At 64.1% G+C, this 14,636-nt stretch carries 11 protein-coding genes; all 11 read right to left on the bottom strand.

Going from position 1 to position 14,636, the window contains the following annotated elements; translation table 11 throughout:
• Window positions 1-92 precede the first annotated feature (92 nt).
• The 11 genes from AOT96_RS27735 to rsmH all read right to left on the bottom strand — a co-directional run bounded on the left by AOT96_RS27735 (window position 93) and on the right by rsmH (window position 14,558).
• Window positions 93-731, bottom strand: a complete 639-nt coding sequence (locus AOT96_RS27735) for a cell division protein FtsQ/DivIB (RefSeq protein ID WP_007733212.1) — start codon at window positions 729-731, stop codon at window positions 93-95.
• Between the two features lie 164 nt (window positions 732-895).
• Complete coding sequence (gene murC, locus AOT96_RS27740) at window positions 896-2,404, bottom strand: UDP-N-acetylmuramate--L-alanine ligase (RefSeq protein ID WP_030537033.1); 1,509 nt, start codon at window positions 2,402-2,404, stop codon at window positions 896-898.
• The gene (murG, locus tag AOT96_RS27745; RefSeq protein WP_003941767.1) at window positions 2,401-3,570 is read right to left on the bottom strand and encodes an undecaprenyldiphospho-muramoylpentapeptide beta-N-acetylglucosaminyltransferase; all 1,170 of its coding nucleotides are present in this window, start codon (window positions 3,568-3,570) and stop codon (window positions 2,401-2,403) included. Before murG ends, murC begins: the two co-directional genes overlap by 4 nt.
• Window positions 3,567-5,045 (bottom strand): putative lipid II flippase FtsW, encoded by a 1,479-nt coding sequence (gene ftsW, locus AOT96_RS27750; RefSeq protein ID WP_007730088.1) that lies wholly within the window; start codon window positions 5,043-5,045, stop codon window positions 3,567-3,569. The genes murG and ftsW overlap by 4 nt, the downstream gene beginning before the upstream one ends.
• Window positions 5,042-6,565: a UDP-N-acetylmuramoyl-L-alanine--D-glutamate ligase gene (murD, locus tag AOT96_RS27755; RefSeq protein ID WP_047270101.1), complete on the bottom strand. Its 1,524-nt coding sequence runs from the start codon at window positions 6,563-6,565 to the stop codon at window positions 5,042-5,044. Before murD ends, ftsW begins: the two co-directional genes overlap by 4 nt.
• Before the next feature lie 5 nt (window positions 6,566-6,570).
• Complete coding sequence (mraY, locus tag AOT96_RS27760) at window positions 6,571-7,653, bottom strand: phospho-N-acetylmuramoyl-pentapeptide-transferase (protein WP_003941699.1); 1,083 nt, start codon at window positions 7,651-7,653, stop codon at window positions 6,571-6,573.
• Entirely contained in the window at window positions 7,650-9,218 is a 1,569-nt protein-coding gene (locus AOT96_RS27765) for a UDP-N-acetylmuramoyl-tripeptide--D-alanyl-D-alanine ligase (RefSeq protein ID WP_054187274.1), read from the bottom strand. The genes mraY and AOT96_RS27765 overlap by 4 nt, the downstream gene beginning before the upstream one ends.
• The gene (locus AOT96_RS27770; RefSeq protein ID WP_007730084.1) at window positions 9,215-10,849 is read right to left on the bottom strand and encodes a UDP-N-acetylmuramoyl-L-alanyl-D-glutamate--2,6-diaminopimelate ligase; all 1,635 of its coding nucleotides are present in this window, start codon (window positions 10,847-10,849) and stop codon (window positions 9,215-9,217) included. Before AOT96_RS27770 ends, AOT96_RS27765 begins: the two co-directional genes overlap by 4 nt.
• A 183-nt stretch (window positions 10,850-11,032) precedes the next feature.
• A complete protein-coding gene (locus AOT96_RS27775) occupies window positions 11,033-12,907 on the bottom strand; it encodes a peptidoglycan D,D-transpeptidase FtsI family protein (protein WP_003941764.1) in 1,875 nt (624 codons plus the stop codon).
• Complete coding sequence (locus AOT96_RS27780; protein WP_003941715.1) at window positions 12,904-13,548, bottom strand: hypothetical protein; 645 nt, start codon at window positions 13,546-13,548, stop codon at window positions 12,904-12,906. The genes AOT96_RS27775 and AOT96_RS27780 overlap by 4 nt, the downstream gene beginning before the upstream one ends.
• Window positions 13,545-14,558 carry a 16S rRNA (cytosine(1402)-N(4))-methyltransferase RsmH gene (gene rsmH, locus AOT96_RS27785; RefSeq protein WP_007730079.1) on the bottom strand — a complete coding sequence of 338 codons (1,014 nt, stop codon included), beginning with the start codon at window positions 14,556-14,558 and terminating at the stop codon, window positions 13,545-13,547. Before rsmH ends, AOT96_RS27780 begins: the two co-directional genes overlap by 4 nt.
• Window positions 14,559-14,636 lie beyond the last annotated feature (78 nt).

Consider the following 14,636-nt stretch of genomic DNA (forward strand, 5'->3'; position numbering starts at 1 on the left):
AAACGCTATGCACCGTCGTCGCGTTCCGCCATTAGGCGCGCCGAGACACACCGAAGTATTTGCTGCGCACTGACGCACGGCTGCACCGGGCGCTATCGCACCGTCGGCAGATCAGGACTGGACACGTCGTACGTCTGCCCCGGTTGGGTCAACAGCGGAAGCGTCACAGCAGCCTTACGATCCGAGTGCTCGACACCGCCCCAGTTTACGACGCGACCGTCGAGCAGAGTCAGCGTGACACTCGAAATCGACCGAGCGGCAACCTCTCCCACCTGAAATCTCAGATCCGGCGGCAACACCGACAACACCTCGAGCGCGGCAAGCGTCGGCTCGTCGTTCCACCCGGGCGTCGGTGTCACCAGACGCGGAACCCCGGGCGGCGGGACGCCCATCTCGAAGTCGACGCCCTTCTCGTCCAGCAGGTGTGCACCCTCAGGTGAGTCGACGAAGACGACCGGTACCCGTTCGGTGACGGTGACGCGGATAGTCGACGGATACATCCGCTGCACACGAGCCGAGGCCACCTTCGGAATCGTCGCCACACGTGCGGCGGCGGCGCCGGTGTCTACCCGCATCAACGGCTGACCGGTCGGTACGGCCAGGAGCGAAAGGATCTGTTCCTCACTGACGGTCGTCGCACCGAGAACTTCGGTGCCCCGGACCGAGAGCACCGGAGACAACCAAGCCGTCAACGCAATTCCCACCACCAGCACGATTGCCAGCGGTGCCACGATCAGCGGTCGCTTGAACCACTTACGAGTCGGTGTGGGTTCGGGAGCCGGCTCCGTCGACCGCGTCGAGTATCGCGATTCGGTGCGAGTACTGCGCCGACGCGTACTGGTGGCTTGTCTGGCTCGAGGATCTCGACGCCCGCGCCGACTTCGTGCGTCGGGTGTCATCGCGGCGCGGGATGCGGCGCCGAACGCAAAGCATCGAGGATCTGTTTGCCGAGCATGGTCACGTCACCGGCACCCATCGTGATGACGATGTCGCCGGGGTGAGCCAACGCCGCCACCTGCTTCGGCGCCTGTGACAGATCCGGTTGATAGTGAACAGGTTTCGTGACCGACTGAGCGACCAGCGCACCACTGACGCCCGGCATCGGCTCTTCGCGAGCGCCGTAGACATCGAGAACGACAACCTCGTCGGCCAAGTCCAGCGCCTGCGCGAACTCCTCGGCAAACGCGGCGGTGCGTGAATAGAGATGAGGTTGGAAGACCACGATCACGCGTCCGGCTGCCGAATTGGTCGACGACGAATCGTCCTCCGGTCGAACCAGATCCGCCGCCGCGCCGAGAACCGCACGAACTTCGGTCGGATGGTGGGCGTAGTCGTCGAACACCCGGACACCACGCTCGCGGCCGGTGAACTGGAACCGGCGGTGTACGCCACCGAATCCGGCGAGCCCCTCGACGATCTCCTCCGTCTCGGCGCCGGCGTCACGGGCAGCCAGTAGAGCCGCAAGTGCGTTGAGCGCCATGTGACGACCCGGCACTGCCATCCGCACGGTTCGCGCGGCGCTCTCGCCCGCCAGGTGGAACTGCAGGACTCCCCCGACGTCGTGCGCATGGAAGCCCAGTAGTCGGACTCCGACCTCGACACCGTCGACAGGCTCGAAGGCGGTGCCCGCCTCCACTTCCTGCGCGTCTGCCGATCCGTAACCGAGTACCCGGATGTCCGAACGGCCCGAGGCCACGATTCGCTTCGCGAGATCCGCCGATCCCGGGTCGTCGAGGCAAGCAATCAAGAGCCCACCCGGACGCAACTTGTCGACAAAATCGTCGAACACCTTCACATACGCTTCGACACTCCCGAAATAGTCGAGGTGATCGGCCTCGATGTTGGTCACGACGATCACGTTGGGGTCGTACTGCAGCAGCGACCCGTCACTCTCGTCCGCCTCCGCGACAAAGACGTCACCGCTGCCGTGATGGGCATTCGTTCCCGCTTCGTTGAGTTCGCCGCCAACGGCGAACGAAGGGTCGAAACCACAGTGCTGCAGGGCGACCACGAGCATCGACGTTGTCGACGTCTTGCCGTGTGTACCCGAAACCAGGAACGTGCGATTGCCCTGCATCAGTGATGCAAGGACAGCCGGACGAAGAATCACCGGGATTCCGCGGCGAGCGGCCTCGACGAGTTCCGGGTTGTCCTTCGGGATAGCCGCGTGCGTCGTGACGACGACGGTCGGACCACCCGGCAGCAGGTCGAGAGCATCGGCGTCGTGGCCGATCCGGACCTGTGCCCCGCGTGCACGAAGCGCCAGGACTCCTCGGCTCTCCTTGGCGTCCGAACCCGAGACAAGGCCCCCGCGGGAAAGCAGAATTCGAGCGATGCCGGACATACCGGCACCGCCGATTCCGACCATGTGTACTCGCTCGAGGTGGGCGGGCAGCGCGGTCATCGGTTTCCCCTTGCGTTTTCCTGGACGGCGTTTTCCTTTGCCGCGATGTCGAGCACGATCCGTGCGATCTCGGTTGCCGCGGTGCGGTGCCCGACGTTGGCAGCACCACTGCTCATCTTGTCGAGGCGCGCGCTGTCGCTCAGCATCGGGACGACGGTACCGGCGACGAACGTCGGCGTGAGCTCGTTGTCGGAGACGATGATCGCACCGCCCGCTGCGACAACGGGTTTCGCGTTGAGTTCCTGCTCACCATTGCCGTGCGGCAACGGAACGTAGACGGCCGGAAGCCCGACCGCCGAGACCTCGGCGACCGTCATCGCGCCCGAACGACAGATAGTCGCGTCGGCTGCGGCATACGCGAGATCCATCCGCGAAAGATAGGGAACAGCCACATACGGTGCCGTCTCCGAGTACTGCGTGACTTCGAGAGAGTTCTTGGGTCCGTGTGCGTGAAGGACCGAGATCCCGGCCTTCGCCAGTTCTTCCGCTGCTCCGGACACCGCGTCGTTGAGCGACTTCGCGCCTTGCGATCCGCCGAAGACGAGCAGAACGGGACCGTCCTGAGGTAGTCCGAAGTACTCGCGAGCTTGCGAGCGGAGTCCCGCTCGATCGAAATTGGCGATCGACGCGCGAACCGGGATGCCAACGATCTCGGCGTCCTGATCGCCGCGGTTCTTCACTCCGGAACCCGGAACAGCAGCAAGCACCCGCGTCGCCAGGCGAGCACCGATCTTGTTCGCGATGCCGGCACTGGCGTTCGCCTCGTGGATGACGATCGGAATCTTGCGGCGGCGCCGAAGAACACCGCCACGTGCGGCAAGATACGCCGGAAGCGCGACGTAACCACCGAAACCGACGATCACGTCGGCGTCGACGGAATCGAGTACCTCACGGGTCTTGCGCACCGAGGCGAGGATGCGTGTCGGCAGTTTGACGAGATCCATCGTGGGCTTACGAGGAAGCGGAACCGGGGGAATGAGCTCGAGCGTGTACCCGCGAGCCGGCACCAAGGTGGTTTCGAGACCACGCGCCGTCCCGAGCGCAGTGATTCTGGTGTCGGGCGCAGCGGCCTTGACCGCGTCCGCGACAGCAAGTGCGGGTTCGATGTGACCAGCCGTGCCTCCCCCTGCCACCACTACCGACAGAGCCGATTTGTTGCCGCTCACCTACGAATTCCTCGCTCTCGAACTTCTCGTGGATCTTGTGCCCTACGTGTCGGCGCCTGCCGACGCTGACCATTCTGCCCTCCCGCGGTGCGCTTCCGTGACCCAGCGGCCGCACCTCGGTTGGAATCCGAGGAAGGGCGAGCACCTTGATCTGCCCGCTTGCGTCGATCGCCCGTCTCGATCGCGCGCCGGCCGTCGCGTCCGCGTGCCGGTTCGATCTGCCGTGCGGGCTTCGGTCGACGGATCGGCCGGCCCCCTGACGGCGGGTGGTACAGCACGGGCTTCGGCAGTCTGAGCAACTTCGAGATCTTGCCGTCCTGCCCGGAGTTCAGAGCGGCAACTGCTTCGGGCTCGTGGCGCGCTGCATTGGCGATGACACCGAACATGAACAATGTGATCGCCAAGGACGAACCGCCGGCGGAGACCAAGGGCAACTGGAGTCCGGTCACCGGCAGCAGTCCGATGACGTAACCGATGTTGATCATTGCCTGGCCGACGATCCAGGTAGTTGCAGTGGCCGACAGGAGCCGCCAGAACGGATCGATGCTGCGGGCTGCGATCCGCAATCCCGTGTAGACGAATACAGCGAACAAACCGATCACCACTGCGCAGCCGACAAATCCCAACTCTTCGCCGATGATCGCGAAGATGAAGTCGTTGTGCGCGTTGGGTAGGTAGTTCCACTTGGCGACGCTCTGACCGAGTCCGCGTCCGAAAAGGCCCCCGTCGGCGAGCGAATACAAAGCCTGCTTGGCCTGATAGTTGTTGCCCTGCAGGTCGTCGCTCTTGTTGAAGAAGGCTTGAACTCGATCGGAACGATAACCGGCCGTCATCGCCAGCACGCCCGCCACGACGACGCCCGTCACCGCGATCGAGCCGAAGAGCTTCAGTGGCAGCCCACCGAACCACAGCAGGGCCCCGACGATGATTCCCAATGCGATGGTCGTACTGAGGTTCGGTTGCGCGACGACCAGCGCGAAGACCAGCATTGCTGCGGGCACGAGCGGAATCAGGATCGACTTCACGGATCGGTCGTCCGGCCGCCGCGAAGCCAACAGATGGGCGCCCCAGATCGCCAACGCGACCTTCATGATTTCCGAGGGCTGCACCGAGAACCCGCCGACGTTGAACCAGCGACGCGCGCCCTGCGCTTCTGTGCCGATTCCCGGAATCAGGACGAGTACCAGCATGATCAGCACGACGACGAACAGCGGAAACGAATACTGCCGGAGCACTCTCGCCGGGATCCGCAGCGCGACGTAGAAGAGCACAGCTCCGAGAATCGCGAAGATCAACTGCTGGGTGAACAACGAATACGCCGAGCCACCGGACACGTACTGCTCGACGCTCGACGCCGACAGAACCATCACGAGCCCCAAGACAGTCAACATCGTGGCAATCGTCACCACCAGGTGGAACGACGCCAACGGCCGCGCCAACCAGGCACCGATTCGGGTCTTGGGACCCTTGGTCATAGCAAGTTCCCGGCTTGGCCAGGCGAATCCGTGAACGGATCGGGTAATGCGGCGACGGCGGCGGCGAAGCTGTCACCACGATGTCCGTAGCTGGCGAACATGTCCAAGGACGCGGCGGCCGGGGCGAGTACAACTGCATCACCGGGGGACGCCAACTCGGCAGCTTCGACTACCACTGCGGCCATGACGGCATCCGCGTCGGCACCCGACGGCAGCCGGATGGTGAGAGTCGAGTTGCTGCTGTTTTCGCTCACCACTGCATCGTCCCCCGACATCACGTGCACCACGGGAACATCGGGCGCGTGTCGCGCGAGCGCGTCCTCGATCACACCAGCGTCACGCCCGAGAAGGACAGCGCCGGAGAGTCGAGGGCCGACTTCGCTCACCAATTGGTCGACGCTGGCTCCCTTGAGCAGACCGCCTGCAACCCAGACGACGCGATCGTGCGCGAGTATCGACGGTCGGGCTGCGTGCGGATTGGTGGCCTTGGAGTCGTCGATGTACACAACGGACCCGACACGGCCGACCAGCGCCCCTCGGTGTGGGCCGACCTTGTGTGCGGCCAGACCGCGTTCGACGACGTCTGCCTCGAATCCGAGTGCCCGCGCCAACGCGGCGGCGGCCAGCGCGTCCATGACGCCTGCCGGGCCGGCGGGATCTATCGACGCTGCTTCGGCCAAGCGGACGTGATCGCCGAATGCGTTGTCCACGAGGTGTCCCGCTTCGACACCCAGTTCTCCTTCGCCCGGTTCACCCAATCTGAACCCGGTGACAATGTCTGCAGTTGCGCGAGTTCCCAGTTCGGAAGCGATCGCGTCATCGAGGCCGACCACCGCGACCTTTCCGCTCAGCGCCCGCGACTTGGCCTCGGCGTACGCGCTCATTCCGCCGTGCCAGTCGAGGTGATCCTCGGCGACGTTGAGGACCACGCCGGCATCCGGACGCACCGAAGGCGCCCAGTGCAATTGGAAGGACGACAGTTCGACAGCGAGGTACTCCACGCGCGGCGACGTCTCGGCGAGTGCGTCGAGTATCGGCAGCCCGATGTTTCCGCAGGCTCGGCCGACAACTCCGGCGGCGTCGAGAATCGAGGCCAGCATCGACGTCGTCGTGGTCTTTCCGTTCGTCCCCGTCACGACGAGCCATTTACGGGGTGTGCCGAAGTGCCCGCTGTGGTCGACGCGCCAGGAGAACTCGACGTCTCCCCAGATGGGAATCCCGTGACCGGCGGCGGCTGCAAGGATCGGTGCATCCGGCCGAAAGCCCGGACTGGTGACTACGAGCCCGTACTCGGTGATCGAATCCGGGGCATCCTCGATCGAGGTGGTGGTCACCATGTCCGCGCCGAGCTCCGCGCAGCGCTCCGCGAAGTCCAAGGTCGAATCGGCAACCGTCACGACAGCACCGAGGGCGACGAGAGGTTCGATGGTCGCTTGACCGGACACCCGCCCTCCGGCGACCAGCACTCGCGTACCGCGGAGCCAGGACAGGTCGTTCTCGGAATCCGCTGAGCTGGTCATGGTTTTCAGCCTCCGAGCGCTGCGAGGTATTCGCTGTAGAAGAGTGCCAATCCGATAGCCGACGCAATAGCCGCCAACAACCAGAATCTGATGATGACCGTGGTTTCAGCCCACCCGGCGAGTTCGAAGTGGTGATGGAACGGCGCCATTCGGAAGACTCGCCGTCGGCTGGACCGGAACACCGCTACCTGGATCACCACCGACGCGGCCTCCGCGACGAACAGTGCACCGATGACCACCATCAACAGTTCCGTGCTTGTGGTGATCGACAATCCGGCGAGCATGCCGCCGAGGGCAAGAGAACCGGTGTCGCCCATGAAGATCTTGGCGGGTGCGGCATTCCACCAGAGGAAACCGATGCACGCGCCGGCGCCTGCCGCGCAGAGCACCGCGAGGTCGAGCGGGTCTCGGACGTCGTAGCAACCCTTACCGGGATTCGTCTCGCACGAGTAGCGGAACTGCCAGAACGTGATGATGACGTAGGCGCCGAGAACGAAACTCATCGCACCGGCGGCCAATCCGTCGAGGCCGTCGGTCAGGTTGACGGCATTGGACCAGGCGCTGACCAGTAGGTAGCAGAAGGCGATGAAGACCACGGAACCGAGTGAGACGGTGGCGATGTCGCGGACGTACGACAGATGAACACTGCCCGGAGTCAGCCCGTCGTCACCGCGGAACTGAAGGGCCAGGATTCCGAAGGCAATGGCAGCGACGAACTGGCCGACCAGCTTCGCTGTCTTGTTCAGTCCCAGATTGCGCTGCTTGCGGATCTTGATGAAGTCGTCGAGGAAACCGACTCCACCGAGCGCGGTGGTCAGACCGAGAACGAGTAGGCCGGACGCCGATGGCCCCTCCGCGTTGTCCATGCCGAGACCGATGAGGTGTGAGCCGAGATAGCCGGCCCAGATTCCGGTCAGGATCGCGACGCCGCCCATCGTGGGAGTGCCGCGCTTGGCCTGGTGACTGGCTGGACCTTCGGTTCGGATCTCCTGCCCGAAACCTTGTTTCGAGAACGCCTTGATCAGGATCGGCGTGAGCATGATAGAGACCGCCAGCGCGATGCCTGCGGCGAGAAGAATCTGGATCACTGCGAATCCCCGCCGTTCTCGCCATCGGTGTTCGCGTCACCGGTGTTCTCGCTGTCGGTGTTGGGCGTTGCAGCCAGTATCGCTTCGGCGACCGTCCACAGTTCAACCGACTTGGACGCCTTCACCAGGACGAGATCGCCCGGTTCGAGTTCCGCTTCGAGAATGGCGATTGCCGCAGCTGCGTCGGGCACGACGACGGACTCGTCACCCCACGACCCCTCCATCACCGCACCTTGATGCATCGCACGCGAGGTGCGGCCCGTTCCGACGACGATCAACTTGCTGACATCGAGTCTGACGGCCAGGCGACCGATCGCGTCGTGCTCGACAACTGATTCCGGTCCGAGCTCACCCATCTCTCCGAGCACAGCCCAGCTACGGCGACCGAAGTGCCGATCCGATCGCGCCATGGACACCAACGCTTTGAGGGCGGCGCGCATGGAATCGGGATTGGCGTTGTAACTGTCGTTGACGACGGTGACGCCGTCGGCGCGCTCGGTGACTTCCATCCGCCTCGCGGACGCTGCCTTCGTGCCCTCGAGGACACGTGCGATGTCTGCAACCGCGAGGCCGTTCTCGAGTGCGACGGCCGCCGCGGCCAGGGCGTTGCTCACGTGGTGTTCGCCGTGAACGGCCAGGCGAATACGTGCAGAACCCTGTGAACAGTTCAGTGTGAAGGAAGCCCTGGCCTGGTCGTCGACAACCACGTCGGTCGCCCGAACGTCGCAGTCTTCCGACTGACCGACGAATACGATCCGGGCCTTGGTTCGACTCGCCATTGCGGCGACCATGCGGTCGTCGGCGTTGAGGACCGCAACTCCACCGTCGGCTGCCGACGGGAGTGCTTCCACCAGTTCACCTTTGGCGACCGCGATCGCTTCACGCGAACCGAACTCACCGAGATGGGCAGTGCCCACATTGAGAACTACGCCGATCTTCGGCGGCGCGATCTTCGTCAGTTCGCCGACATGACCGACCCCACGGGCCGACATCTCGAGAACGAGGAAGCGGGTCTTCTCGTCGGCACGGAGCACTGTCCACGGCAGACCCAATTCGTTGTTGAACGACCCGGGGGGCGCAACCACCTCGCCGCACTCGCGCAGCAGCGCTGCTATCAGATCCTTGGTCGAGGTCTTGCCGGCAGAACCGGTGACACCGACCAGCGTCAGTCCACCATCGGCCGGTGTGCCATCAGTTGCCAGTTCGTCGACGACTGCTCGGGCCAGAAGGCCGAGGGCATGCAGGACCGCGGCTCCGGACCCGTCGGTGTCGTGTTCGAGCAGCATCACTGCACTGGGACCGTCGTTCGGCACCGATGGAACGACGATTGCCGGAACTCCGACCGGCCGCGCCGCGAGCACCGCCACAGCGCCCGCTGCCACCGCCGCTTCCGCGTGATCATGACCGTCGACACGCGCTCCGGGTAGGGCGAGGAAGAGCCCACCTGGAGCTACTTTGCGCGAATCGAATTCGACGGTTCCAGTCACCTGCGTCGACGAATCGTCGACGTCGTGCAGGGTTCCTCCGACGATCTCGGCGATCCGAGAGAGCGTCATCGGGATCATTGCTTGCCTCCATGTGCTGTGTTGATCGCGAATCGGCCGATCATTTCGCCCAACACCTCGCGGTCGTCGAACGGGTGTTTGACCCCGTCGATTTCTTGACCTACTTCGTGGCCTTTGCCTGCCACCAGGACGACATCTCCTGGCTGTGCCCACCGGACTGCTTGCTCGATCGCGGCGGCCCGGTCCCCCACTTCGCGAACCTCGCCGCGTTCGGATTCGGGCACGTCCGTGGCGCCTTGCATCACCGAAGCGCGAATCTTCGCCGGATCCTCGGTGCGTGGGTTGTCGTCGGTGACGATCAGCAGGTCTGCGCCACGCGCACCCGCTTCACCCATCAGTGCCCGTTTGCCGGCGTCGCGATCCCCGCCTGCGCCGACCACCACGGCAACGCGACCGGGAACCTGGTTGCGCAGCGTGGCGATCACAGCTTCGAGCGCTGCCGGTTTGTGCGCGTAGTCGACCACGGCGAGAAAGCTCTGCCCCCGGTCGATCCGCTGAACTCGCCCCGGGACGTCCACGGTCCCGAGCGCTCGAACAGCCGCGTCCGGGTCGAGGCCCGCAGCAAAACTGACGGTCAACGCCAGTGCAGCGTTGGCCACGTTGTATCGCCCGGGGAGCCGAAGTGAGACCGGCCACGATTGTCCGTCCGGCCCGACCAACTCGAAGGTCTGCGAGCCGTCCTCGGCAACCTCGACTGCGCCGACCGTCCACTCGGCCTCGGCCGTCGAGGTCGAGACCGTGGTCACCGCGTCGCTCTCGTCGGTCGCGGCCAACTCGGCCATCCGTCGACCCCACACGTCGTCGACGCAGACGACCGCATGCTCGGCTCGCACAGTCGACTCGGGATCGAACAACCGTGCCTTGGCCTGGAAGTACTCCTCGAAGTCCCGGTGGAAATCCAGGTGATCCTGAGAAAGGTTCGTGAAGGCTCCGATGTCGAAGCGGATGCCGTCGACGCGCCCGAGGGCAAGCGCGTGACTGGACACCTCCATGACGACGGTGTCGATCCCCTGCTCGGCCATCACGGCGAACAGAGCATGCAGTTGCGGAGCCTCCGGCGTGGTCAGAGCGCTGGGCACCCGGCGGCCGTCGATTCGAGTCTCGATGGTCCCGACCAGGCCCGGCTTGCGGCCGGCTCCGGCAATCGCAGCTTCGAGCAAGTACGACGTCGTGGTCTTGCCCGATGTGCCGGTAATACCGACGACTTGCATCTTCTCCGAGGGCCGGCCGTAGATTTCCGCTGAGATCTCACCGAGCACATCCCGCGGGTTCGGATGAACGAGAACTGGGACGGACCGGTCAGGCGCCTTGTCCGCTGCCTCAATCAATTCGAGGCCGGCCTCGTCGGTCAAGATCGCGGTCGCACCGCGCCCCAGAGCGTCGACGGCGAACTGAGCGCCATGGGTCCGTGCACCGGGCAGAGCGGCGAAGAGGTCATCGGTCACGATTCCCTGCGCACGCAGGTCGACGCCCTTGACGACGACCTCCGAGGACTGTGATCCCGGTTGCCCCACCCATTCGAGGCGAGCCCCGGACAGTTCGGAGAGCGCCGTGATCGCGGTAGCAACCGGTTGTGTCGGACGCGTCCCGGGAGCGCCGTCCGAGTTCGACGATTGCAAACGATTCGGCACTGTCACTCGACTCCTGGCAATTGTCGTTGTTCTATCGCGGTCGTTGTCTATGGCGGTCGTTGTCTATGGCGGTCGCAACGCAAGCAAAGTTCGGCGCACTGCGATGAATGAGGTTACTGCGACGTTTGAGATTACCGTGTCCGGGATTCACCCGAAGACCGTGTCGAAACCGACACACCGCAATCAGTCCGCCTGCAACACCAACTTGCGACCGGGGTCCGGCGACATCGGGACACTGTCACGCTGGAGCATCCACGACGCGATGTTGTGGAACAACGGTGCCGCCGACTGACCGCCGCCGCCGTCCACGCCGCGAACCGGTGCGTCGAGCATGATTCCGATCACGAATCGAGGATTGTCCGCAGGCGCGATTCCCGCGAAGGTGATCCAGTAGTTGGAGTTGGAGTAGCACTTGCACGCGGGATCCACCTGCTGCGCGGTCCCGGTCTTTCCACTGACCTGGTATCCCTCCACACCCGCGGCAACACCGGTTCCTCGTTGGTTGCCGGTGTCTTCCTGAGTGACCGACCGGAACATGTCCCGAACAGTCGCCGCTGTCTGGGCGCTGACCACCTCGACGCCCTCGGGCTGCGGCGTCTCGGTCCGCGTGCCGGAAGAGTCGACAGTCGACTTCACGATCCGCGGAGGAATTCGCACGCCGTCGTTGGCAATGGCCTGGTACATCCCGGTCATCTGCAGGGTTGTCATCGAGAGACCCTGCCCGATCGGCAGGTTCGCGAAGGTTCCGCCGGACCACTGGTCGCGACTCGGAACGCTGCCCGCGCTCTCGCCGGGAAGTCCGACGTCGGTGCGTTGTCCGAGGCCGAACCTGTTCAGCATGTCTGCGTAGCGATCCTCGCCCACTCGCTGAGCGAGCATCAAGGTGCCGACGTTCGAGGACTTTCCGAATACACCGGTAGAGGTGTACGGGGCCACACCGTGATCCCACGCGTCCTTGACTGTGGCACCGGACATCGTGATGCTGCCCGGGACCTGCAGAACTTCGTCCGGAGTTGTCTTACCGTCCTCGATGGCCGCTGCTGCGGTGACGATCTTGTTCACCGATCCGGGCTCGAACGGCGTACTGACCGACGGATTGCCCATTTCGGCTGTCGGCGCGTTCTTGTCGATGCCGATTGCGGGGTTGAAGGTGCTGTCGTTGGACATGGCCAACACCTGTCCCGTCTTGGAGTCCATGACCACAACCGAAGCGTTCTTTGCGCCCGACTTGTCCTTGGCGATCTGGACCTGCTGCTGAACGTAGAACTGGAGGTCCGAATCGATGGTCAGCTCGACACCCGAACCGTTGACTGCCGGTTGCTTGTCACGCCAGCTGCCGGGGATCACAGCGCCGTCGGAACCGCGGTCGTACGTTTCGGATCCATCGGTTCCGGCGAGCGTGGAGTCCATCGAATCTTCGAGACCGAGCAAACCGTGCCCGTCCCAGCCGGTCGCGCCGACGAGATTCGCGGCCAGAGAGCCACCGGGGTACTCGCGGATGTCCTGACGCTCGAGGCCGACCTCCCGGAACTTGTCCGAGATCTCGGCAGCAACCGCCGGATCCACGCTGCGCGCGAGGTACGTGAAAGTCTCGTTGCTGTTCATCTTCTGAAGCAGATCTTTTTCCGGAACGGTATCGCCGAGCTTGGCGTGGATTCCGGCGGCGATCTCGGCGAGGCGATCGCTCACTTCCGGCGCCTGCTTGTCACCCTCGGCGCCCTGCTCGATGCTCTTGGCGCGCGCTTCCTCGAGTTCCTTGCGTACCCGCACCGGCTGGAAAGTCAGCGCCTTGGCTTCCATGGTGAAGGCGAGGGGGTTTCCGTTGCGATCGGTTATCGAGCCACGTACAGCCGGATCGACCTGGGTCGTGGTTCGTTGATTGGCAGATTCCGCAGCCAGACTCGGCGCGTCGATTCCCTGAATCCACAAGAGCTGCAATGCCGCAACGGCGAGCGCACCACACATGGTGATACGACCGACTCGCTGACGAAACGGAAATGAGGCGGTGGCCGAGCGGCGCGGACGCCGACCGGGGTTGTTACGGGAGTTCTGACTCACCGACGTTCCTCAGGCGGAGCAGGCACCGCCGTCGTGGTGGCGGGTGCTGTCGTCGTGGGGATCACAGGAACCAATTGTTCACTCTGCGCGAGGTTTCGCGTGTTATTCGGAACGCTCGGCGTGGCTCCGGGAGCAACCGGCGTTGTTGTGCGCGGGGGTGTCGCAGTCGGTGCGGGCACCGATGTGGGCGCATCGAGCGGCGGCATAGCTCCGGCAGTCGCGGGAGTCGGCGTTCCGACGACCTCGACCGAACCGTCCGGATGAACTACCAGTCGTGCAGGGTCCTTGGCGGGGACCATGCCGAGAGCGCTTGCCTGATTTGCCAACTCCGGAGCCGAGTTACGCGACTGGAAGTCACGTTCGAGCGCTGCTTTCTGCTCGACCAAAGACTGGTTGTATGCACGTGCATCACTGAGTTGGTACGAATCCTCGGCAGCGCGAGTGGTCAGCAGCAGAGTCACCGCGAGACCGATGGACAGAAGTCCGATGACGGAGGCCACGAACGGCACTCTCCCCTTGAGCATCGCCCGAGGAGAGATAGACGGGCCGGCAGCAGCGACAGTTCCGGTCCGGCCTGCCGCCCGTGCGGTGCGCTTGTCGTATGCACGTTGCGCTGCACCGGATTTGCCCTGACGACTCATGCCCGCCTCCTGGAAATGCGTTCTGCGGCACGCAAACGCACCGGAGCTGATCGTGGGTTCTCTTCGATTTCCTGCTCTGACGCACGTTCTGCGCCACGGGTGAGAATGCGGAACTCCGGTCCCATACCCGGCAACTCGACCGGTAGTCCTTCAGGACTGGTGGACTTCGAGCGGGGAACCAACTCCGCCTTCACAACTCGATCCTCGAGCGACTGGTAGGACATGAACACCACTCGCCCACCGACTGCCAGTGCGTCGAGCCCGGCAGGAACGGCTGCACGAAGCGAATCCAACTCGGCATTGACTTCGATCCGCAGCGCTTGGAAGGTGCGCTTGGCCGGGTGTCCCCCCGTACGCCGCGTGGCTGCCGGGATTGTTCGGTACAGCAATTCGACCAGAGCTGCACTGGTGGTGAAGGGTTCACGCTCACGCTGCCGAAGGATCTCGGACGCAATCTTTCCCGCGAACCGTTCTTCGCCGTACGTGCTCAGAATGCGAGCAAGGTCGCCGTGACTGTAAGTGTTCAGGACCTCTGCCGCGGTCAGCCCGACCGTCTGATCCATCCGCATGTCGAGAGGAGCGTCGATCGAGTACGCAAAACCTCGGTCGGCTTCGTCCAACTGCATCGACGACACACCCAGATCGAAAAGGATCGCGTGAACCGACTCCGTCGACGGCAGACCTGCCTGTTCGAGCGCGTCCTCGATCCCGTCATACGTGGTGTGCACGAACGTCGTTCGGTCCGCGAATGGCGCCAGACGCTCGGAAGCGATCCGGAGTGCGTTGGTGTCGCGATCGAGACCGATGAGGTGAAGGCCCGGGTACTTGCCCAGGAAGAATTCGGAGTGGCCACCGAGCCCCAACGTTGCATCGATCATGTATGCGCCCGCTCCACCGTCACCGACGGCGGTGATGGCAGGGCCGAGAAGATCGTCGGCGCGGTGCAGAAGTACAGGGACGTGCGCGAAGCCATCGGCATCCGAGGGTTCGTTCACCTCGTGATCCACCATGATTGCTCCGGCTCCTACTTTCATGATTTCCGATGACTTTTCGAAAAGGTGCTGACTTTCCGAGAAGGCGATGACTGT

The sequence above is a fragment of the Rhodococcus sp. 008 genome, assembly GCF_001682295.1.
In the GTDB taxonomy this organism is placed as follows: Bacteria; Actinomycetota; Actinomycetes; order Mycobacteriales; family Mycobacteriaceae; genus Rhodococcus_F; species Rhodococcus_F qingshengii.